The sequence below is a fragment of the Hymenobacter terrigena genome (genome assembly GCF_054776515.1).
This window is the reverse complement of record NZ_BAAHBU010000001.1, coordinates 1,581,976-1,603,278: the sequence shown is the minus strand read 5'-3', so window position 1 is coordinate 1,603,278 and position 21,303 is coordinate 1,581,976. Positions and strand designations below refer to the sequence as shown.

Below are 21,303 nucleotides of genomic sequence, written 5' to 3'. Positions count from 1 at the left end.
CCCACCCACAGCCCCATGAGAAAGCTTAGCATCCTGGCCCACATCTCCCTGGATGGCGTCATCCAACACGAAAACGACGCCCACTTCACGCACGGCGACTGGACGACACCCTACCGCACTCCGGCCGGGCTGGCCGCTGTGCTGGAAGCCCAGGGCAGTAACTTCGATTTGCTGCTGGGCCGCCGCACCTACGACCTCTGGGCCGGCTACTGGCCCACAGCTGGCGGTACACCGGTTGCGAAGGGGATAAATGCGGCCACCAAATACGTGGCCACCCACCGGCCCGACAGCCTGGCCTGGGGGCCGGCCCAGGGGCTGGGACCCGACGTGGCGGCCGACATTCGCCGCCTCAAGGCCACCGCCGACCCCAACCTTATCGTGTGGGGCAGCTCCACGCTCACCTCCGGGCTGCTCGACGCGGGGCTGGTAGACGAGGTGGTGCTGCTGACGTACCCCGTGCTGCTGGGTCCGGGCAAGCGCCTATTTTCGGACCGCATTGCCGCCCGCGAGCTGGCCTTCGTCGGCTCGCAGACCACGCCCTCGGGCGTGCTCATCACCACTTATCGGCACGTCGGGGCGCTGCCCGGGTAGCCGTGGACCCCGGGGCCGGCTCGCCAAAGCCACCGACGACGTAACGCGCTACGCCGCCCGCAAAGCCAACCTGGAGCTGAGCAACACCGCCGCGACCGGCCTCACTGCGTTATGTAAAAAGCGGCCGCTCCCAATGTGGGAGCGGCCGCTTTTGCGTGGCGAGCCGTTGGCGCTAGCTCCCGAAGCGGTAGCGCAGGCCCAGGGCGCTACTGCCGATGAAGTCGGGGCGAGTGAGGTCGCGGTTGGTGGCGATGTCGAAGTTGAGCTCGACACTCGGGCTAATGCGGTAGCGCGCGGCCAGGCCTGCGGTGAGGAGCCAGTTGTTGGAGGCGCGGCGCTGGGAAAACGGCGCGGTCTGGGGGCTGCCCGAGAGGGTATTGGTGCTGCGGTAATAGTTGTCGGTGTGCACCAGCCCGAAGCCGCCCAGCACGTCGAACTGCAGGCGGTGGGGCTGGCGCGTGAGGGCGTAGCGGGCCAGAGCCGACGCCGTGGTGGTGCGCAACGTGGACGTGGTGCTGGATTGGTAGTAGTATGGCGTGCCCGCCGTGGTGTAAGCGACGCCATCGTAGGTGGTGGCGCTGCTGCGGCCGCTGTAGGCCGCGCCCACCTCCAGGGCCAGGCGGGGGCACAGCTGGTAGCCGGCCACCAGCTGCACCGGCACCCGAAAGCCGGTGTCGCCGTAGCGCATGGCCAGGTTCTGGTAATTGCTGTGGTAGGCCCCCAGGCCCACGTAGAAGCGGTGCGGGGCGGGCGCGTCGGCCGGGGTTTGGGCGCGGGCGGGGAGGGTGGTGGCCAACAGCAGGCCGCCGAAGACGAAACGTAGAAAACGCATGAGCTGGAGGAAAGGAAGTATGGGAAGATGAGGCTGCCGGAGGGCACAAGGTTGCACGGCCGCCGCCTGGTTTGGTAAGGGAACGCGCTATCCGCTCGTCTATTGCGGCCGACGCTTCATCCGCTTCATCCGACGCTTCGGGAACACCCATTTTCCCCCGGCCCGGCCTGCCGCCACCTTTGAATCATCAACCACGGCAAACCAACTTTCACCATCACCCCAAGCCCAGTACCATGAAAACCCTCGTCCTTACGCTCGCTTTCGCCGCCGCTTCACTTGTCGCCTGCGCCCAGTCGCAGCCCATTGCTGCTGTAGCGCCGGCCGCCGCACCCGCCGATGCCTACACTACGATGATGGCTGCCACCATCACCGAGCTGATGAGTACCGGCGACCCGGCTGCCCTCAAAGCCGTGGCCGCTAAGTTTGAGCGCGCCGCCACCGTAGCCCCCAAGGACTGGCTGCCCCGCTACTACCAAGCCTATGCACTGGTCATGAATGTATTTCAGAGCAAGGAAGACGGCGATGCCAAAGACAAAACCCTCGACCAGGCTGAGGCGGCCCTCGCCCAGGCCCGCCAGCTGCATGGCGACGAGTCGGAGCTGCTCACGCTGCAAGCCTACGCCTATCAGGCCCGCCTGGGCATTTCGCCCATGATGCGCGCGCAGAAATATTCCGAAATGGTGGGCGAAGCCGTGGCCAAAGCCCAGGCCCTGAACTCCGCCAACCCGCGCCCCTACCTGGTAGAAGCCAACAACGTGTACTACACGCCCAAGATGTTCGGCGGCGGGGCCGAGGCCGCCAAGCCGCTCTACGAGCAGGCCCAGGTCAAATTCGCTGCCTTCGTGCCCGCCGGCCCGCTGGTACCCAACTGGGGCCAGCGCCAGTTGCAAGGCCGGATGAAGCAGTACGAGCCGGCCACCACGACAGCTGCTAAGTAGGGGCGCGGGATAGGGGCGGGAACTGGACAGAAGGTCATGCAGAGCGCAGCGAAGCATGACTTTCTACAAGATGCTTCGCTGTGCTCTGCATGACCTTCTATGTAATTCGTTCTTGCCTCCCACCCCCTTACTTTGATGGAAACTTGCCCGCCTACCGCCGTGCTGCCGCCCCACCCGCCCCTTGCCCAGCCCTGGATAACGACCACCGAACCCTCGCAGCTGCGCAGCATCTGGAAGCGGCGCTGGTGGATACTGCTGGGCACGGCTGGCTTCGCGTTCTCCAACGAGCACCAGCCCTGGCTGCACCCGGTGAACTACGCCATCAGCTTTGCCATTTCGCTGGGGTATTTTGTGGGGCTGTGGCTGGCCAATGGCTACACCGGCGACTGGCTGAATCGCCACCAGGGTTGGACGGAGCGGCCCATGCGCCGCCTGCTGCTCACGGTGGGGGCCTCGGTGCTGGCTTCTTTTTCGGTGATTCTGTTGATGGGCGAGTTCATTACCGTGGTGCTATGGCACAAAGGCCCCTTGTTTCCGTTTCGGCACAACGTGGCCGGGCAGGTGCTGGCCCCGCTGGTAATGACGGTCATCATCTCCCTGTTCATGCACTCGCGCTCCTTTCTACTGGGCTGGCGCGAGGCCACGGTGCGCGTTGAGCGCCTCGAAAAGGAAACCGCCGTGGCCCGCCTCGATTCGCTGCGCCGGCAGGTCGACCCGCACTTCCTGTTTAACTCGCTGAATGCGCTGACCTCGCTAGTGGAGGAAAACGACCCCGCCCGCGCCGTGCGCTTCATCCGGCAGCTCTCGCAGGTGTACCGCTACGTGCTCGACAGCGAAAACAAAGAACTGGTGCCGCTGGCCGATGAAATTGCTTTTGCCGAAAGCTATTTGTACCTCCAGAAAACCCGTCTCGGCGATGCGCTAGTCGTGGAAATGGACCTGCCGCCCGCCGCCGTGGCCCCGTACTATGTGCCGCCGCTGGCCCTGCAATTGCTGCTCGAAAACGTGCTAAAGCACAACGCCGCTTACCAGACCGACCCGCTGCACCTGCACGTAACGCTGGACCCCGCCGCCCACACCCTGATGGTACGCAACACCCGCCGCCCGCGCCGGCTGGCCCCGGGCGAGTCGTCGGGCCGGGGCCTGGCCAACCTGGCCGCCCGCTACGCTTTCCTGACGGACAAGCCCGTGGTGAGCGGCGAGGAAAACGGCGAATTTGTGGTGACGCTGCCGCTGTTGGTGCTGTAGAAGCCGGTATTAAAAGAACGTGCGGGATGCCGAGCACAGCCAAGGCATCCCGCGTGTAGCAATAAATCAATCGTTGAAACAGCATTGATTTGTGCCCCACACCCGATGCTTCGACTATGCTCGGCATGACGTTCTTTTGGGTTTCAATTACTCCGTCGCTTGCCTTCCCAATGCCCATTCGCGCTCTCATCGTCGAAGACGAACCCCTCGCCGCCCGCCGCCTAGCCGATATGTTAGCCCGCCAGCCCGAGCCGCTTGAACTCCTCGGCACGGCCGAATCGGTGGCGCAGGCGGTGCAGCGGCTGCAAGCTGGCCCCGACCCCGATGTGCTGTTTCTCGACATCAACCTGGCTGATGGCCTAAGCTTCGAGATTTTTGAGCAGGTGGCGGTGCGCTGTCCGGTCATCTTCACCACTGCCTACGACAATTATGCGCTGCAAGCCTTCAAGGTGAACAGCGTGGATTACCTGCTCAAGCCCATCGATGCCGACGAGCTGGCCGCGGCCCTCACCAAGCTCCGCCAACGCCTGCCCGCCGCGCCGGCTGCCGCTTTGGTGCCGGCTTTCGACCCTGCGCTGCTGGCCCAGCTCATGCAGCAGATGCAGCAAACCGCCGCGCCCGCCGCCGCCAGCTACAAAACCCAGTTTGTGGTGCGCGTGGGCGAGCACCTGAAAGTGGTGCCGCTCGACCAGATTGCCTACTTCTTCAGCCTCGAAAAAGCCACCTTCCTGCAAACTACCGAAGGCCGCAAGTTCGTGGTTGATTACACGATGGACCAGCTCGAAACGCTGCTCGACCCGCGCCGCTTTTTCCGGCTCAACCGCGCCTACCTGGCCCAGCAGTCGGCCATTCAGGACATCATTCACTACACCAACTCCCGCCTGCAAACCGTGCTCAAGCCCACCGCGCCCGATGCCCAGGTGCTGGTGAGTAGGGAGAAGGTGAACGTGTTCAAGAGCTGGCTGGATAGGTAGTTACTGTCATTGCTGCGCGCGCCATGACAAGGCAAAAGCTACCCTTCCAGCCAGGCCTTCAGGGCGGGGGCTTTCTCGCGGCTCACCAGGATTTCCTCGGCCGGGGCGGGGTATAATTCCACCACCAGCTTGCCGCCGAAATGCGGGTGCAGGCGGCGCACGGCCGGCAATTGCGCAATCACCTGGCGGTTGAGGCGGAAGAACTGAGCGGGATTGAGCAGGCCTTCGAGCTGCTCCAGGGTGTGGTCGAGCACGAAGCGGCGGCCGTCGGTGGCTACCAGCGTCACGGTTTCGTTGCGGCTGAGAAACCAGGCGGCTTCGGCCACCGGCAGGGGCAGCAGCTGCTCGCCCTGCCGCACCAGAAACCGCGTTTTGTAGGGCCGCAAGGCATCGAGCATTTGCTCGATGGAGTTCAGCGTTAGGGGTGAAGCGTTAAGCGTTGGGCCGGAAGCATCAACCGAATCAACTCTTAACTCTTCACTCCTAACTCTTAACTGACTCAACTCACTCCATTGCCGCAGTTTGGCCAGGGCGGCTTGCAGCTCAGCCAGCTTCACCGGCTTGAGCAAATATGCCACGCTGTGGGCCTGGAAAGCCCGGATGGCATAAGCATCGAAGGCGGTGGTGAAAATGACCGGACTGGGCACCACGGCCTGCTCCCAGATTTCGAGGCTCAGGCCGTCGGCCAGCTGAATGTCGCTGAGGATGAGGTCGGGGGCGGGGTGGGCGGCCAGCCAGGCCAGGGCGCCGGCCACGGTGTCGAGCACGGCCAGCACCCGGGCCTCGGGCGCAGCTTGCAGCAGCAGGCGCTGGAGGCGCTCGGCGGCGGGGTACTCGTCTTCGAGGAGGAGAACGGTCATGGTGGCGGGTTAGCTCTGGGCCGGTAGCAGGGGCAGCTTTACTACGAATTTGCCGTCGGTGGCGCTGGTTTCCACGGTTTTCGCCGCGCCCAGCAGCGCGTAGCGGCGGCGCACGTTGGCTAGGCCGGTGCCCGTGCCCGGCGCAAAACCAGCCTGGCGGGGCCGCAGCGTGTTTTCGACCACTAAAATATCCGGCGCATCGGCGGCAACGGTTAGCCGCAGGTGCAGCGGGTGCTCGCGCGAGGCCACGTTGTGCTTCAGCGCATTCTCTACCAGCAGCTGCACGCTGAGCGGGGCGACGTGCCGGGCCAGCGCGGCGGGCGCAATGCCGATTTCGACCCGCAGATTGTCCCGAAAACGGGCTTTGTGCAGCGCCAGGTAGGTTTCGATGAAGGCCAGCTCCTCGGCCAGGGGCACGGTGGCGCGGCCCTGTGCCAGCAGCACGTAGCGGTACACGTCGGCCAGCTGCTCCACAAACCGCTGGGCCGGGGCGTTACCGGGCTCGATGAGGGCGGAGAGCGTGTTGAGGTTGTTGAACAGAAAATGCGGGTCGAGCTGGCTTTGCAGGGCTTCGAGCTGGGCCTGGTTTTGGGCGCGGCCCAGCTCCTCGGCGCGGCCCAGGCTGGCCTTCCATTGCTCGAAGAAATACATGGTTTCGTAGAGCGTGAGCACGGCGGTGGTGGGCACCAGACTGAACCTGGTTTGTTTCGCCAGGAAGCTCAACGACAGCTCGAAATAGCTGGGCAGCAGCCAGTGCATGGGTAGAAAAAGCACCACCGAAGCGGCCGTGGTGACGAGCAGCGCCAGGCCCGCCAGCAGCCAGAGGCGGCGCGGCGTCTGCTCGGGGCGGGGGAAGCGGGCCAGCAGCGCCCGCCACAGCTGCCGGTTGGTGAGCCAATACCCGGTGGTGAAGTAGAGCGAGATGGCCCAGTGCGCCAGCATCACCGGCCAGCTATGCACTCCGGCGGGCAGGTCGAAGGCCGCAATCAGCAGGCTCAACAGCGGAATGCCTCCCAGCAGAAAGCGACGGTCATTCATAGGCCGGCCAAGGTACTGGACTTTACGCACCGGCTGCCGAAAAAGCAGCGGCGTGCCTGCGCCGCCGCCGATACACATACCCCATAAAACCCACCGCTACCGCCGACCCCAGCAGCGACGGCAGAAACTGGCTGTACGGCTTATACGCTTCGAGCACCGTGCCGGTAAAGGCCGACAGCAGCGCGGCGTAGGTGCTCATCATCTTCCAGATGTGCTCGTAGAGCCAGGCCCCGCGCCGCCACCGCGCCCGCCACCAGGGCCGGCTCAGGTCGTACACCGTCATGGCCAGCAGCGCGCCCAGCGTGCTGTACATCACCACGGGCGACCACACCAGATGGATGTGCGGCAGCGCCAGCAGAAAAGCCAGTCCGCCCAGCAGGAACACCGCCGAAAACAGAACATCGCGCCGGGTCGGGCCGGTGGCGCGGGTGAGCAGCACGCGGTAGCCGGAGTACGCCTGATACACGCTCAGCAGCACAATAACCACCAGAAACGGCCGGAAGTTGAACACGGCCAGCCCCAGCACCGCCGTGGCCAGCACCACCGTGCTCAGCCCCAAAAACCAGCGCCCGAACCGCGCGTGCGTGCGTCCGCCCTTGGTCGTCACAATGGGCACAAGCCCCACCAGCAGCGCCAGCGTTCCGAATAGTATGTGCACCAGAATGTTGAGGCGATGCAGGGTTTCCATGACAAGCGAGCAGAAAAAGGTGGACGAAGGGAGGGGTTTTAACTACTGGCAACGCGCCATTGCGGCCTGCGTTTGGGCCGCGCCCCAGGTGGGCACCGCCGGAGTGGCGGGCCGAAAAGCCCGGAAACACGCCTCGGCTTTCGCGTAGCTGGCCCGGGCGACGGCGGCCCCGCCCCCCAGCAGCCGGGGACGGTGAAAGTCGTCGTTGCCGAGCACAAAATACAGCCGTGGGTTATCCGGGGCCAGTTGCCGGGCGCGGTCGAGGGTACTGCGGGTGAGCGACGAATAATGCAGGACCTGCGTGAAGGGCGCCGTGGTCAGGCGAATCTGGTAGAGGTAGGCCTGCAACACCAGCAGCTCGGCCGCGCCGGCCGGTGTGGGCGCGGCCGCCTGCGCCAGGGTGTGCTGGGCCTGGTCGAGGTACGCCGTCTGCCGCGGGGCATCCGGTGCCGCCAGCAGCGCCAGCCGGATGCAGGCATAAGCCTGGTAGTAGCGCGGCAGCCAGCCCAAAGCGGCCGAGGCGGCAGGCAGCAGCGCCAGTTGCTGCACCGCGCGCAACAGGGCTGCGGAGCCAACGGCAGGCGTTTGCACCGCGCTGGCCAGCGGCATCAGCCGTTCGGTAAAAGCATCGATTGGCACCGAAGGCTGGCGGAGTGAAAGGGGACGAGTGAGGGCTGTACCCCAGGCGAGGAACAGGGCTCCCCACAGCAGCAGTCGCATAACTGAAACAAGAATTAGAAGGCTTGATTTTCATTATAGTGCCCACAGCGGCCGGCCCGCCATGGCCAGCACAAACAGCCCGGCCACGGCCCCGGCATACAGCGCCGCCCCGGCCCAGGTGAGCCCGGTGGCTTGTTGCGGTGCCCAGCGGCTCAGGGCCCAGCCCAGCAGGGGCAGGGCTTGCAGGGCATGCATGCCCAGGAAGTGGGCGGCGCGCAGGTCGCCGGCGCGGGTGCTCCAGCCCAGGCCGGGCAGGCCGGGGCCGCCGTCGGGCGCGCCCACCGTGTGCTGCTGGTTATGAATCATGAAACCGCCCAGCACCGAGCCCACCAGAAACACCAGCAGCCCCAGGCGCAGGCCCCATACGTAGCCCGCCGGCCCAAACGGCTGGTAGCGCCAGGCCAGGTACAGGGCCCACACCGTCATCAGGGTATTGACCAGAATAAACACGCCCATCAGCCCGAACAGGACGGCGTTGAGCGCCGAGGAATTGTTGTAGTGCGAGGTGGTGCCGCGCGCCGCCTGGGTAAAAATCACGGCCTGCTCCACCACCATGCTCACGGCCACGCCCCAGCTCAGCAGCTGCACGCTGCGCTGGGCCGAAGCCGGCAAATCGGCCAGCAGCCAGCCCAGCGTCCAGACGAAGGCGGTGATGGACAGCGCGAATTTTAGCGGCTTGAGCCAGACCAGGGCACCGGTCACGTGGCGCTGGTCGAAGGGCAGCAGGGTTAGGGCCAGCACGGCCAGCGCCACGTTCAGCCAGCCGGTGTAGGAGAGCACGGGGTTCACGCGGTGCAGCAGCCGCAGGGCATCGCCCACGGTGTTGGCGGCAGGCGCAAGGGTGCTCAGTGGCGAAAAATCAGCCGTCGAAAGCAAGGTGGTTTTCATGGGCGTAGGCACTAAATGGAGGGATTTGAACCAGCAATTATCAGGCGTCTCCGGCGGGCTCCGGATACCGGCTGCGCACCCCGAAATACAGCAGCAGCCCCACCGGCCCGAACATAAACGTGAGCAGCAGGCAGGGCACCAGCAGCAGGTGCGGCACGCCGCGCCGCTGGGCATCGCGCAGCTCCCAGGCCCCGGTCCACATATCGAAGCAGAGGTAGTGCACCCAGCCGGCCAGCAGCGCCCACCGGTTGCGGAACAGCGCCGCCACCTCATCGAGCGACCCAAAACCGCCCTCGCCGCCGTGCGGCCCCAGGTAGTGCGCCGCAATGAGCACCGCGTAAGCCGCAGCCAGCAGCAGGGGCAGCGCGCCGCTGAGCACCACGGCGCGGGTGCCACGCCAGCGCGGGGCCAGCACCAGCAAGGCCCAGCCCAGCAGGGCCACGGGGCTGGCCAGAGAAAACAGGAAATCGGGCGTGAGCATAGGAGCAGGGCGAAGAAGTTGGTCAAAGCTAGCGGCCAACCCCGGGGGGCGCCAGCCGTTTCGGGGCGAAGCGGCCAAACAACCGGGCGAAGCGGCGGTTGTGGCCGGGTGAAATTCCCGACCTTTGCCATTGGTCGGTTTTTGGTTTGCTATGCTCCGGTTGTTGCGTTTTGTGTGGTTGAGTGTGGGCCTGCTGCCGGCGGGCGCGTGGGCGCAGGCCGTGGCGCCGGCCCGGCCCGACTCGGTGGTGCGCCGGCCCAACATCCTGCGCCTGCCGCACAACCGCTTCGTGGTGCAGTACGACTCGCGCTACTCCATCCTCAACCACCACCTCACCACTATCAACGGCCTCAAGCTGGGCATCGAGTTCAAGAGCCGGTTCCGCACCGGCGCGGCCATCTACTTTCTGAGCACCGGCGTGCCCTCGCGCCAGGCCAAGCCCGACAACGCCGCCGAAGACGCCGACGCCGAAATCCGCTTCCGCTACCTGGCTGCCTACGCCGGCTACGTGCTGCTCGAAAACCGCCGCTGGGAGCTCAGCGCCAACCTTCAGCTGGGCCTGGGCTCGGCCTATGTGCTCTACCAAGCCGATAACGGCGTCTCCGACAAAACCCCGCGCGAGTTCATGGGCATCGTGGAGCCCACGCTGGCCGCCCAGTACCGCGTGTTTCGCTGGGGCGGCGCGGGCACGGGCCTGGGCTGGCGGCAGCCGGTGTTCGTGCCCGGGGCTATCCAGAAAGAGCTGAACGGCCCGGTGTTCTACCTGCGCGCCAACCTGTTTCTGGGCGAATTATTCAAGGTGATGAAGGACAAGGAGCCGCTCTTCACCCAAACCAACATGCGCCCCTAAAAACGCCAAAACGCCCAACGACTGGCTGCTCCTGCTGAGCAACCGGCCGTTGGGCGTTTTCGGGTGTGGCTTTGGGGCCGCCCCTAATTAGTCGATAAATTTCAGCTGCAACGCATCGGCCACCTGCTCGGCCGGAATGGCGAAGCCGATGCCCTCGATGCCGCGGCCCACCAGCTTGGCGTTCACGATGCCCAGCAGGTGGCCGCCGTGGCTCACCAGGGCGCCGCCGCTGTTGCCGCCGTTGATACTCACGTCGGTTTGCAGGAAGGAGTGGCCCTCAATCTTGCGGCGGCCGCTGATGATTCCCTTCGTGATGGTCTGGCCCAGCTCCTTGTCGGCGGGCGTGCCGATTGCAAACACGTCGGCCCCGATTTCGGCGGCGCTGGTGCTGGGCACCTGGAAGGCCACGAGGCCATCGGTGTCGATTTTCACTAGGGCCAGGTCCATTTCGGGGTTCACGCGCACCACCTGGCCTTTGGCGGTCAGGCCGTCGGCCATCAGCACTTTCACTTGCGCGTCATCGCCTACCACGTGCGCGTTGGTCACGATGTAGCCGTCGGCAGAAATGATGCAGCCGCTGCCGTGGCCGTCCGAGGTTTCCACGATAACCACGCTTTTGGCGGCCGTGCTCACGCCGTTGTCGGCCGTGGCTTTGCTCAGCGCCGCGCGGTGCACGGCAATGGGCGCCAGCTCGTTGTCGGCGGCGGCTCCGGCGGGGGCACCGCCGCTAGCCTTGGCCAGCGCGTCGCTCACCTCCTTGTTGGCCATGAAGGCGTAGAGCGAGTTCTCGAACGCGTCTTCAAACGCCGCGTTGCCGCCCTTCTCAAACTTGATGCTTTTGCCCGCCGCTTTTTGCTCAAATACGGTTTTGCGGTTCTGGTTCACCAGCTTCCAGGTCACCTCCACTGCGCAGTGCGTCTCAAACTTGGCGTAGGCCTCGTACTTGTTGGTGGCGTAGATGTCGTACTTCAAGTCGCGCATTTCACCCTGTAGTGTGTAGCGCGACGACGTGCCCGTGGAGAACATGCTGCGGCCCTCGCTGGTGGGCACCGTGTAGCCCAGGTCTTTGAGGCTGCCGTTCACGTCGGCCTTCAGGTGGTCGGCGTCGAAATCCAGCGACTTGCCGAAGTACAGGATGTCGGTGGGCTCCTTGGCGATGATGATGTTGCCCATCTTTTCGCCGCCCTTGATGCGTACGTTCATCACCCCGCACTGCACCGTTTGGCTGCCGGCCACGGCGGTGGGCATGCGCACCATGCTGGGAGTCAGTTCGCTTTTGTTGAGGCGGTGGTTTGAACCGCTGGCCAGGTCCACGAAGTAACCGCCGATGGAGGCCAGCCAGCCGTAGGTGGTCACCGGGCTGATGTTACTTTCGCCGTTCACGGTTTCAATGCCTTTGCCCAGGCCGTAGAGCGTGCCGGCCAGGCCCAGGTAGTTGAGGTACACCACCGGATTGCCGCGGTCGGGGTACACTACTTCGCTATAGTCTTTGTAGCCAGCGTGCTTCACCTTCACCTCGGCGCTTTTGCTGCGCTTGAGGCGGATGTAGGTGCCAGTGGCCTTGATTTTGGCTTTCACTTCTTTGTCATTCACAAAGTAAGTGCTGCCGTCAGGCTGCCCGCTCACCTTCACCGACTGAAACGGGGTGCTGATTACGGTGGCGCAGCTTTGCAGCAGTAGCGCCCCCATAATGGTGCCATTGAGGACGATAGTAGAGGTTTTTTTCATTAAGTACCCGGTAAACGTGTGGAGAATTGACTAAAAAGGACCAGAAAATGAATTGCGAAAAGTGCGCATTTGTGCAAATTCGGTTCAATACTACTACCAAAAAATTCCTATTCCTACATTCACTTGCCCGACGAGTAGGCAAAGCCGACCGAGAGTGTGCCGTTGGCCCGGCTGCGGCTCTGCACCACCACGCTTTCGTAGGAAAACGAGTAGGCCAGGTTCAGGGCCAGGTGCTGGTATAGTTTAAAGGCCAGCACGGTGGCGCTGTTCAGGCGGTAGTCGCCGCCCGGGTCGCGCAGGCTGGGCTGATAAAAAAACAGTTCCGACGCGCTGAACACGCCCCGGTTCAGGCGTAGCTTGAGGCGGGTGGAATTGCGCACCACGTGCCGCGAAAAATCGGGCTCGGCGTTGTAGTCGGTGCGCTCATTGAGCAGGAAGGAGCTCACGGCGGCCTCGTTGCTGAGGGTGTCGGTGTAGAGCTGGTAGCCCACGCCGCCGCCCGCCACCACGCGGCGGTCGATGGCGCGCAGGTTGCTGGTTTCAAACTCGCCCAGTGCGTAGAATTTCCACCGGCCAATGCGGTAGTCGGGCGTGCTGAGCAGCAGCAGCTCCCGCTCGCGCAGCGCCCCGTCCTGTCGGCCGTAGCTGTAGCTCAGGGCCGCCGGAAACTGCCAGTGCCCCGCCGTGAAGCCGCCCGTGTGGCTGGTGCTGAAATACACCCGCTCCACCGTACCCGTGGTGTAAATGCCGGTGAGAGCTGCCGTGTAGCGCACGCCGGTGCCGTCCACATTGTAGGTCTCAAACTCGGCCGAAGGCAGCCCGGCCGGCGGTGGCGCAATGCTGCCGACGCTGTTCACCACCGCCGAATCGGGCGCGGCCGTGCCGGTCGAGTCCGGCTCCTGCGCCCATGCCGCCGGGCTGGCCAGCAGCCCCAGCAAGCAAATCAACCAACCGAAAAAACTCCGAATTTTCATCAAGCTACAGCGTGCGCAGCGTGGCCGCCCGGTTGAGCTTGCCCGTGGCCGTCATCTGAAATTCGGGCAGGTAGATGAAGTGCCGGGGCTGCTCGTAGCGCCCTAGCCGGGCCGCCAGCAGGGTTTTGAGCTCGCCTTCCTGGGCTTCCGTCAAAGCCTTTCCTTCGATAAAAGCCGTCACTACCTGGCCCAGCCGCTCATCGGGCTGCCCGGCCACGAAGCAGCGCCGCGAAGCGCCAATTTCGGCCAGCGCCACATCCAGCACCAGCTCCACTTTCTCCGCCGGCACCTTCACGCCGCCCGAGTTTATCACGAAATCGGCCCGGCCCAGCCACTCAAACGTGTGCGCGTCGGCGTTCAGCTGCACCACGTCGTTGGTGGTGATGAGCTGGTCGTCGGTCACGTCGCCGCGCAGCGTGAGGCAGCCACGCTCGTCCTGCCCCGCCGCAATGCCCGGCAGCACGCGGAAGCTGGTGGTGGCGTGCGGCCCGTTGAGGCGGCGCAAGGCTACGTGCGAGCACGTTTCAGTCATGCCGTAGGTCAGCCACGCGGCGGCTTTCAGCGGTTGCAAGTCCTGTTGCAGCGCCGCATCGGCCGGCGCGCCACCTATCAGAAACGACTTCATTTTATCAAGCCGCGCGGCGTGGCCGGCCGCCAGCACGGCCTTCAACTGCAAGGGCACGAAGGCCGAAAAGTCGAATTCTGCGTCCTCGGCCACGTAGGCAAACGGGTCGGCGTGCGGCTCCACGATGGTGAGGTGCATATTGCGCTCCAGCCCGCGCACCAGCATCATCATGCCCCCGATGTACTCGCAGTTGAGGCAGACCAGCGCCCGGTCGCCGGGGCCGAGGTCGAAGAAATCGGCGGTGCGGCGGGCCGAAGCTTCCAGCTGCCGCCGCCGCAGCACGATGGGCGAAGGCGGCCCCGTGCTGCCCGACGTGGTGAGGGTGAATTCCTGCGTCCCATTCAGCCATTGCCGGATAAAATCCAGCACCTTAGCTTCGTAGCCGTTTACGGGCGCATCAAGCTGGGCAGGGTATTCACGAATGGCGGCGTAGGCGTATTCGCGGCCGTTGAGCAGGAGGGAAGTGGGCAGGGTAGCAGGCATGGCGCGAAAGTACGCCGGGCGGCCGGCTTGACTTTCCGACACAAATTCCGTATTATTACAATACACTACTCCCTCAGCGCCATGCAATCCCACCCGCAACCTGCCACTGTCGTGGCTCCCGCAGCCGGCAGCCCGCCCCCCAAAGTCCGCAGCTTTGAGCTGTCCGAAATCAAGGCCCGCGCCAAAGCCATCAAAAAGCAGCGCAAGCAGGAAGACCGACGGTACTTTTTCAGCTGGTGCGCGTGCCTGCACGCCATCGGGTTCAGCTATTAGCGGTTTCGTAGACAATTCTCCCATAAAAAAGGCGCGTCTGCTTTCTGCCGAGAGGTAGAAAACAGACGCGCCTTTTTAGCTAAGCTCCGGGATGAGCTTACGGGAATTTTGGGAATTTCGAGAAGTCCGGCTGGCGCTTTTCCATGTAGGCGTTGCGGCCTTCTTTCGCCTCATCGGAGAGGTAATAAAGCAGCGTGGCGTTGCCGGCCAGCTCCTGAATACCAGCTTGTCCGTCCAGCTCCGCGTTGAAGCTCGATTTGAGCATGCGCAGCGAGAGCGGGCTTTTCTGCAGAATCTTGTGGCACCAGGCCACGGTGGTTTCTTCCAGTTTGTCGAGGGGCACCACTTTGTTCACAAGGCCCATGTCGAGGGCTTCCTGGGCGTCGTACTGGTCGCAGAGAAACCAGATTTCACGGGCCTTCTTCTGGCCCACCACGCGGGCGAGGTAAGAAGCGCCAAAGCCGCCATCGAACGAACCCACATTCGGGCCGGTCTGACCGAAACGGGCGTTTTCGGCCGCAATGGTGAGATCGCACACCACGTGCAGTACGTGCCCGCCGCCAATGGCCCAGCCCGCCACCATGGCAATGACCGGCTTGGGGATGGAGCGGATGATTTTCTGCAGTTCCAGCACGTTGAGGCGGGGCACGGTGTCCTCGCCCACGTAGCCGCCGTGGCCGCGCACGCTCTGGTCGCCGCCCGAGCAGAAGGCCCGGCCGCCCTCGCCGGTGAGGATGATGACGCCGATGTCGGTGCGGTCCTGGCAGATGCGCATGGCCTCAATCATCTCCTGCACCGTGAGCGGCGTGAAAGCGTTGTGCACCTGCGGCCGGTTGATGCTGATTTTGGCGATGCCGCCAAACTGCGAGAAGAGAATTTCTTTGAACTCCTTAATCGGGGTCCACTCAATGGGTTCGGTCATAGGGAAGATGGGAAAAAGAACGTTAGGCGAATGCGGCTTTCACCGCACTACGGTATTCTTCGAAAAACGCCGCGTTGGTCTTCGAGTCGGTGAAGACTTCCAGAATGGCCGCGCCGGTTTCGGCTGCAAAGAAAACCGGTAGCGCGGCTTCCAGTTCTTCAAACGATGAAACCGGGAAGTAGCGCAGGTTAAAATCTTTGGCCGTGTTCTCGGCCGTGAGCAACTGGCGCGTCTCAAAAAACTCGTCCAGCTCCGGCTGCTGGCGCGGCCCGTCGATGATGCGGAAGATGCCGCCCCCGTGGTTGTTGAACAGCACCACCCGCAGGTTGGGCAGCGGGTAATTGTGCCAGAAGGCGTTGCGGTCGTAGAAAAACGCTACGTCGCCGGTGAGCAGGACTACCGGCCGCTCCGACTGGGCCAGTGCCGCGCCCACGGCCGTACTGGTGCAGCCGTCGATGCCGCTGGTGCCCCGGTTGGCAAAGACTTCGATTTGCCGGCCTTGCGGAATGCCGAGGATGTTGGCGTAGCGCACGGCCATGCTGTTGGCGAGGTGCAGGGCGGTGGTTTCAGGTAATGCGGCCAGATTATGGCGGAAGGCAGAGAATTCGTTAAAAGGCTGGGTTTCGTCCGTGAAAAATCGGCTGATAAATTCAGCAGACTGTTGATTCGCACGACGCCACACCTTTCCATATGGCATAGCTTGCACTCGCACTTCCTGTGAGAATTCGTGTGCAAAATCGCCCAGAAAAATTGTTGGACTGGTTCGAATAACTTTTGTGAGGGAGCGAAATACATCTGCCACCACACCAGAATGCGGTTGAAGGTGCCATTGCTGCTCCGCTGGATATTTTCGCAGGTATAATTTCAGCGCTTTTGATATCAACGATTTTCCGAACGTTATCAGGAGACTAGGCCGCAATGACTCCCGAAATTCCTCATTGGCGCTGCTTAGAAAAATATCCTGCGACATAATTGCCGGAATATCTGTTGAAAGGTTGCTAATAGAATCTGCAACCACAATAGCGCCGGATTGATGCGCAAAATCCCTAATCGCCGCTACCATTGATGAATCACTGACATGCTGGCCAACTACCACCAGAATGCGATTTAAAAGCCCGTCGTAGGGCGATGATGCATGTGCTTCTGCGTAGAAAGTGGCTGACGGTACGTCTGCATCATCCCGAATAATCTTCACATCCTTCTCATACCCAATTCCCTCGCCCGCCTTCGGATAAAACGGCTCCCGCAGCGGCACATTCACCTGTACCGGCCCGGCGGGCGCGGCTTGGGCCAGGTTGATGGCCTCGTTCACAATGCGGGCCGAGTGCCACTTGGCATCCGCATGTGAGGTATCGACTGGTAATTCAAACTCGCCCTTGGCATGCGCGCCGTACAAATTGCGTTGGCGGATGGTCTGCCCATCGAGTTGGTCAATCCATTCAGGCGGCCGGTCAGCGGTGAAAATCACCAGCGGAATATGCTGGAAAAAAGCCTCTGCCACGGCGGGCGCGTAGTTCAGCCCGGCAGTGCCGGACGTGCACACCAGCGCCACCGCCCGCCGCTGTGCCTGCGCAATGCCCAGGCCAATGAAGGCGGCGGCCCGCTCATCGGGCACCACGCGCACGTTCAAACCCGGGTGGCGCGCAAAGGCCAGTGTGAGCGGCGCGGAGCGCGAACCGGGCGACAAAACAACATCGGTAATGCCGTGTTGGGCGCAGATTTCGGCGATATTATAAATGGCTTGCATCATTCTTAATCAATCAAACATCACTGAAGCACCGCGCCCACGGTTTGCAATTTCATTTCGGTTTCCTGCCACTCGCGGGCGGGGTCAGAGTCGACGGTGAGGCCGGTGCCGGCGTAGAGAATGGCCTCGGTGGGGCGCAGCTGCAGGCAGCGCAGGTTCACAAACAGGCGGGCAATGCCGGGCGCGGCCACATTCACCGGCCCCAGGAAGCCACTGTAGTAGGCGCGGTCGTAGCCCTCGTGGCGGCGCAGGAAATCGAGCGCGGCCGTTTTGGGCATGCCGCCCACCGCCGAGGTGGGGTGCAGCAGCCGCAGCATATCGGTGCCCAGCGAGGCAGCGTTGGGCACGTTTTGTAGGTCTACTTCGAAGTCGGTGCGCAGGTGCAGGAGCTGCCCGGCGGCCACGGTGCGCGGGCCGGTTTCGTGGTATTCACGCAGCCGCAACTGCTTGAAACAGCTCACGATGTAGCGCGCCACCAGCGCCTGCTCCTCAATTTCCTTCTGCCGCCAGATGGCATCCTGCGGGCGCGTGTCCGGCAGCAGCGGCTGCGTGCCGGCCAGCGCCATGGTATGAAAATGCCCGTCGGCTGTGACTTCGGCCAGCACCTCGGGCGAGGCCCCCAGCCAGGTGCCCACGCCCGGCACGCTCACCAGCGACACAAAGGCGCGCGGATATTTTTCGCTTAACTCATCAAACGCCGCCAGCGGGTCGAAGCCCACCGGCAGTGGGCGGCGGGCAGCGCGGGAACTCACCACCTTCACCACTTCCTTGGCCTCGATGGCGGCCACGCCGCGCCGCACCAGGGCAGTGTACTCGGCCTCGGTGGCGGCGGGCGGGGCGGGCTGCGGGCCGTAGTGCCAGGCCAGCTCCGTCGGCGTGGGCAAGCCCAGCCAGGCCGTGAGGCCCGGCACCAGCTCGCGGGCCGCCGGGGCCACGGTCACGGCTTCAGGTTGGGCTAGGTTGTAGCCCACGTCAGCGGGCAGGAACAGGGCCGGGTTGTGGTCCGAATCGCGGAACGGGAAAAAGGCGAAACCGGCCGGAGCTTGAGCATCAAGCGCGGGCGGCAGGCCGGTGTAGGCGGCTTCGAGGGAGCGGGCCACCAGCAGGCGCGGCGGCGCGGCTCCGGGCTCGCGCCACAGGGCCAGCGGGCGGTTGGTGCGCAGCGCGCCGGCCACGAGGTGGCGCAGCCGGGCCGGGGCATCCAGCCCCGCCGCCACCGCCGGCCAGGGCAGGTATCGAAGTTGACCAGCCTGCATTTAAACCGCCTTGGAGCTAGCGGCCGGCAAATCAATCACGGCCATCGTAATGCGGCTGATGCACACCAGCGCCCCGGTTTCTTCGTGCGAAATGCGGATTTCCCACACCTGCGTGCTCCGGCCGATGTGCACCGGCGTGGCGCGGCCCAGCACCCAGCCATCGCGCACGCCCTTGAGGTGGTTGGCGTTGATTTCGAGGCCCACGCAGGCCTGTTTGGTGCGGTCCACGCGCAGGGTGGCGGCAATGCTGCCCAGGGTTTCGGCCAGCGCCACCGACGCTCCGCCGTGCAACAGGCCCATGGGCTGGTGCGTGCGGCCGTCCACGGGCATCCGGCCTTCGAGGTAATCGTCGGTTACGGTGGTGATTTCCATGCCGAGGGCATCGGCCAGGGTGGGGCGGGAGGCCGTCCAGCGCTTTACTTCTTCCAGATTCATGGGGTGGGGCAGGAGAGCGGCCGGGGAAGCTCCGCTCGTCGGTGAATGATAGGGCGTAAAGGTCAACTGTTGGGGTTTAAACTCCGTACTTTGAAGAATTGTTGACCGATTGTTACGCAAAACTACCGCGAAAGTGAGGCCCCGGACCATCTTCCTCCTGCGCCATGGCCAGACCGATTTCAACGTGCGCGGCATCGTGCAGGGCAGCGGCGTCGATTCCAGCCTGAACGATACGGGCCGCCGCCAGGCCGCCCAGTTCTTCGCGGCCTACAGCCACGTGCCCTTCGATAAGGTCTACACCTCCACCCTGCGCCGCACCCACGAGTCGGTGCAGCAGTTCCTCGACCTCGGCCTCCCCCACGAGGCCCACGCCGGCCTCAACGAAATCAGCTGGGGCGTGCGTGAGGGCACCCGCATCACCATGGAAGAGGATGCCGAATACCGCCAGGTACTGGCCGGCTGGGTGGCCGGCGATACCCACGCCCGTCTCACCGGCGGCGAAAGCCCGGAGGAAGTGGCCGCCCGTCAGCGCCCGTTCATCGAGCTGCTAAAGGCGCGGGAGGCCGAGGAAACCGTCCTCGTCTGCATGCACGGCCGGGCCATGCGCGTCATGCTCTGCCAGCTGCTCAACTACCCGCTCAGCTGCATGGAAGGCTTCGAGCACAGCAATTTATGCCTGTATAAGTTGGAGTACACCGGCTCGGTGTTCACCATCAAGAATTTTCTGGACGTGACGCACTTGCAAGCAGCCGGCTGATGCTTAGACGTATTGTCCAAAACGTCATGCAGAGCGTAGCGAAGCATCTTGCCCGTAGTAAGTGAATCAATTGCAAAGGTTTAGTTGTGCAGGCAAGATGCTTCGCTACGCTCTGCATGACGTTCTTTATTCGTTCGATGAGCCAGTCCTTACATTCTCCCTATAATAACATTGCCCCCGCCAACTTTTCCGGCTAATTTTGGCCTTCTCAACTCTAGCGCTTCTATATCCGATGGCCGAAATCATAAAAATGCCCAAAATGAGCGACACGATGACCGAAGGGACCATCGCGGCCTGGCTCAAAAAAGTGGGTGATAAAGTTAAGTCCGGGGACATCCTGGCCGAAGTCGAAACCGACAAAGCCACCATGGAGCTGGAAAATTACGAAGACGGCACCCTGCTCTACATCGGGCCGAAAGAGAAGGATTCCGTGCCGGTTGATGGCATTCTGGCCATCGTGGGCAAGGAAGGCGAAGACATTTCGGGCCTGCTGAATGGCCAGAGCGGCGGTGCCGCCCCGGCTCCGGCGGCTGCACCAGCCCCGGCCCCCGCCGCCGAAGCTCCCAAAGCACCGGAAGCTGCTGCGCCGGCTCCCGCGCCAGTTGCTGCTGCCCCGGCCGCGCCCGCCAATGGCAAGAAAGCTACCGTGGTCCGCATGCCCAAAATGAGCGACACAATGACCGAAGGCACTATTGCCGCTTGGTTGAAAAACGTGGGCGACAAAGTAAAATCGGGTGATGTGCTGGCCGAAGTCGAAACCGACAAAGCCACGATGGAACTCGAAAACTACGAGGACGGCACCCTGCTTTACACTGGCCCCAAAGCTGGCGAAGCCGTTGCTGTTGACGGTATTCTGGCCATCATCGGCGAAGAAGGCGCTGACATTCAGGCGCTGCTCGGCGGTGGTTCGGCTCCGGCCGCTGCTCCCGTGGCCGCCCCGGCTGCTCCCGCCGCCGAAGCTGCTCCGGCTGCTGCCGTAGCTTCGGCTACCCCTGCTGCTTCCGCCAACAGCGGCCGCATCCTGGCCTCACCCTTGGCCAAGAGCATTGCCAAGGAAAAAGGCATTAACCTCTCGCAGGTTGTAGGCAGCGGCGATAATGGCCGCATCGTGCAGCGCGACGTGGAGAACTTCCAGCCCTCCGGCGCTACTGCCGCGCCCGCGCCGCAAGCTGCTCCGGCTGCTGCACCGCAGGCGGCTCCGGCCCCGCAGGCTGCTCCCGCCAGCGCCCCGGCCTCGACCGATACGTACACCGACACGCCCGTGTCGCAGATGCGCAAAGTCATTGCCAAGCGCCTATCCGAGAGCCTGTTCACCGCCCCGCATTTCTATCTCACGATGGAAATCAACATGGACAAGGCCATGGAAGCCCGCGTGAAGCTCAACGAGCTTTCGCCGGTGAAACTCAGCTTCAACGACCTGGTGCTGAAGTCGGCAGCTATTGCCCTTCGCTCGCACCCGGCCGTAAATTCTTCGTGGCTCGGCGACCGCATCCGTCAGAACAAGGTCATCAACATTGGCGTGGCCGTGGCCGTGGACGAAGGCCTGCTGGTGCCCGTGATTCGCAACGCCGACCAGAAAGGCCTGGCCAGCATTGCCAACGAGGTGAAGGAGCTGGCCGGCAAAGCCAAATCCAAGAAGCTACAGCCCGCCGAGTGGGAAGGCAGCACCTTCACCATCTCGAACCTGGGCATGTTCGGCATCGATGAATTCACGGCCATCATCAACCCGCCGGATGCCTGCATCCTGGCCGTGGGCGGCATCAAGCAAACCGCCATTGTGAAAGACGGCGCGCTCGCCATCGGCAACATCATGAAGGTGACGCTGAGCTGCGACCACCGCGTGGTGGACGGCGCTACCGGCGCAGCCTTCCTGCAAACGCTGAAAAGCCTGCTGGAAGACCCGATGCGTTTGATGATTTGATTTTAACTGAAGTAGGGGGCGGGGCTCATCCCCGCCCGTCGTTGAACGGAATTGGCTAGGTTTTGCCTAACTCA

The 21,303-nt window shown here is 63.5% G+C and carries 22 protein-coding genes; 8 read left to right on the top strand and 14 right to left on the bottom strand.

Annotated features, from left to right (window positions below; genetic code table 11):
- Window positions 1-15 precede the first annotated feature (15 nt).
- Window positions 16-591: a dihydrofolate reductase family protein gene (locus ACYU7Q_RS06620; RefSeq protein ID WP_460608641.1), complete on the top strand. Its 576-nt coding sequence runs from the start codon at window positions 16-18 to the stop codon at window positions 589-591.
- A 172-nt stretch (window positions 592-763) separates the two neighbouring features.
- On the opposite strand, the gene ACYU7Q_RS06615 is transcribed toward ACYU7Q_RS06620, so the two are convergent.
- Window positions 764-1,423 carry a porin family protein gene (locus ACYU7Q_RS06615; protein ID WP_460608640.1) on the bottom strand — a complete coding sequence of 220 codons (660 nt, stop codon included), beginning with the start codon at window positions 1,421-1,423 and terminating at the stop codon, window positions 764-766.
- Between the two features lie 233 nt (window positions 1,424-1,656).
- Here ACYU7Q_RS06615 and ACYU7Q_RS06610 point away from each other — a divergent pair, with 233 nt between their 5' ends.
- The 3 genes from ACYU7Q_RS06610 to ACYU7Q_RS06600 all read left to right on the top strand — a co-directional run bounded on the left by ACYU7Q_RS06610 (window position 1,657) and on the right by ACYU7Q_RS06600 (window position 4,583).
- Window positions 1,657-2,361: a hypothetical protein gene (locus tag ACYU7Q_RS06610; RefSeq protein WP_460608639.1), complete on the top strand. Its 705-nt coding sequence runs from the start codon at window positions 1,657-1,659 to the stop codon at window positions 2,359-2,361.
- Between the two features lie 135 nt (window positions 2,362-2,496).
- Window positions 2,497-3,609, top strand: coding sequence for a sensor histidine kinase (locus ACYU7Q_RS06605; protein WP_460608638.1), 1,113 nt, complete (start codon window positions 2,497-2,499; stop codon window positions 3,607-3,609).
- 170 nt (window positions 3,610-3,779) lie between these two features.
- A complete protein-coding gene (locus ACYU7Q_RS06600; RefSeq protein ID WP_460608637.1) occupies window positions 3,780-4,583 on the top strand; it encodes a LytR/AlgR family response regulator transcription factor in 804 nt (267 codons plus the stop codon).
- Window positions 4,584-4,621: 38 nt separating this feature from the next.
- On the opposite strand, the gene ACYU7Q_RS06595 is transcribed toward ACYU7Q_RS06600, so the two are convergent.
- Genes ACYU7Q_RS06595 through ACYU7Q_RS06570 form a run of 6 tightly spaced genes read right to left on the bottom strand, consistent with a single transcriptional unit; the run spans window position 4,622 to window position 9,258 of the window.
- Window positions 4,622-5,443, bottom strand: a complete 822-nt coding sequence (locus ACYU7Q_RS06595) for a LytR/AlgR family response regulator transcription factor (protein WP_460608636.1) — start codon at window positions 5,441-5,443, stop codon at window positions 4,622-4,624.
- 9 nt (window positions 5,444-5,452) lie between these two features.
- Window positions 5,453-6,481, bottom strand: coding sequence for a sensor histidine kinase (locus ACYU7Q_RS06590; RefSeq protein ID WP_460608635.1), 1,029 nt, complete (start codon window positions 6,479-6,481; stop codon window positions 5,453-5,455).
- A 22-nt stretch (window positions 6,482-6,503) separates the two neighbouring features.
- The gene (locus ACYU7Q_RS06585) at window positions 6,504-7,169 is read right to left on the bottom strand and encodes a hypothetical protein (protein ID WP_460608634.1); all 666 of its coding nucleotides are present in this window, start codon (window positions 7,167-7,169) and stop codon (window positions 6,504-6,506) included.
- Window positions 7,170-7,211: 42 nt separating this feature from the next.
- A complete protein-coding gene (locus ACYU7Q_RS06580) occupies window positions 7,212-7,889 on the bottom strand; it encodes a hypothetical protein (RefSeq protein ID WP_460608633.1) in 678 nt (225 codons plus the stop codon).
- Between the two features lie 33 nt (window positions 7,890-7,922).
- On the bottom strand, window positions 7,923-8,777 hold the full coding sequence (locus ACYU7Q_RS06575; RefSeq protein WP_460608632.1) for a hypothetical protein: 855 nt from the start codon (window positions 8,775-8,777) through the stop codon (window positions 7,923-7,925).
- Window positions 8,778-8,817: 40 nt separating this feature from the next.
- Window positions 8,818-9,258 (bottom strand): ABA4-like family protein, encoded by a 441-nt coding sequence (locus ACYU7Q_RS06570; RefSeq protein WP_460608631.1) that lies wholly within the window; start codon window positions 9,256-9,258, stop codon window positions 8,818-8,820.
- Between the two features lie 151 nt (window positions 9,259-9,409).
- On the opposite strand from ACYU7Q_RS06570, the gene ACYU7Q_RS06565 reads away from it, so the two are divergent.
- Window positions 9,410-10,108 carry a hypothetical protein gene (locus ACYU7Q_RS06565; RefSeq protein ID WP_460608630.1) on the top strand — a complete coding sequence of 233 codons (699 nt, stop codon included), beginning with the start codon at window positions 9,410-9,412 and terminating at the stop codon, window positions 10,106-10,108.
- 87 nt (window positions 10,109-10,195) lie between these two features.
- Here ACYU7Q_RS06565 and ACYU7Q_RS06560 read toward each other — a convergent pair whose 3' ends face one another.
- The 3 genes from ACYU7Q_RS06560 to ACYU7Q_RS06550 form a co-directional block, all read right to left on the bottom strand.
- Window positions 10,196-11,836, bottom strand: coding sequence for a S1C family serine protease (locus ACYU7Q_RS06560; protein ID WP_460608629.1), 1,641 nt, complete (start codon window positions 11,834-11,836; stop codon window positions 10,196-10,198).
- Window positions 11,837-11,955: 119 nt separating this feature from the next.
- On the bottom strand, window positions 11,956-12,810 hold the full coding sequence (locus ACYU7Q_RS06555; RefSeq protein WP_460608628.1) for a DUF481 domain-containing protein: 855 nt from the start codon (window positions 12,808-12,810) through the stop codon (window positions 11,956-11,958).
- 4 nt (window positions 12,811-12,814) lie between these two features.
- Window positions 12,815-13,918 (bottom strand): acyl-CoA synthetase family protein, encoded by a 1,104-nt coding sequence (locus ACYU7Q_RS06550; RefSeq protein ID WP_460608627.1) that lies wholly within the window; start codon window positions 13,916-13,918, stop codon window positions 12,815-12,817.
- Window positions 13,919-13,999: 81 nt separating this feature from the next.
- Here ACYU7Q_RS06550 and ACYU7Q_RS06545 point away from each other — a divergent pair, with 81 nt between their 5' ends.
- The gene (locus ACYU7Q_RS06545) at window positions 14,000-14,191 is read left to right on the top strand and encodes a hypothetical protein (RefSeq protein ID WP_460608626.1); all 192 of its coding nucleotides are present in this window, start codon (window positions 14,000-14,002) and stop codon (window positions 14,189-14,191) included.
- Window positions 14,192-14,288: 97 nt separating this feature from the next.
- On the opposite strand, the gene menB is transcribed toward ACYU7Q_RS06545, so the two are convergent.
- The 4 genes from menB to ACYU7Q_RS06525 are packed head-to-tail and all read right to left on the bottom strand — an operon-like array spanning window position 14,289 to window position 18,551.
- Complete coding sequence (gene menB, locus ACYU7Q_RS06540; RefSeq protein WP_460608625.1) at window positions 14,289-15,113, bottom strand: 1,4-dihydroxy-2-naphthoyl-CoA synthase; 825 nt, start codon at window positions 15,111-15,113, stop codon at window positions 14,289-14,291.
- Window positions 15,114-15,135: 22 nt separating this feature from the next.
- Entirely contained in the window at window positions 15,136-16,863 is a 1,728-nt protein-coding gene (menD, locus tag ACYU7Q_RS06535; RefSeq protein ID WP_460608624.1) for a 2-succinyl-5-enolpyruvyl-6-hydroxy-3-cyclohexene-1-carboxylate synthase, read from the bottom strand.
- A 17-nt stretch (window positions 16,864-16,880) separates the two neighbouring features.
- Window positions 16,881-18,116: a chorismate-binding protein gene (locus ACYU7Q_RS06530; protein ID WP_460608623.1), complete on the bottom strand. Its 1,236-nt coding sequence runs from the start codon at window positions 18,114-18,116 to the stop codon at window positions 16,881-16,883.
- Window positions 18,117-18,551, bottom strand: a complete 435-nt coding sequence (locus tag ACYU7Q_RS06525) for a hotdog fold thioesterase (RefSeq protein ID WP_460608622.1) — start codon at window positions 18,549-18,551, stop codon at window positions 18,117-18,119.
- A 133-nt stretch (window positions 18,552-18,684) separates the two neighbouring features.
- Here ACYU7Q_RS06525 and ACYU7Q_RS06520 point away from each other — a divergent pair, with 133 nt between their 5' ends.
- Window positions 18,685-19,308, top strand: a complete 624-nt coding sequence (locus tag ACYU7Q_RS06520; RefSeq protein WP_460608621.1) for a histidine phosphatase family protein — start codon at window positions 18,685-18,687, stop codon at window positions 19,306-19,308.
- Window positions 19,309-19,540: 232 nt separating this feature from the next.
- Entirely contained in the window at window positions 19,541-21,229 is a 1,689-nt protein-coding gene (locus ACYU7Q_RS06515; protein WP_460608620.1) for a pyruvate dehydrogenase complex dihydrolipoamide acetyltransferase, read from the top strand.
- The last annotated feature ends 74 nt before the right edge of the window (window positions 21,230-21,303 follow it).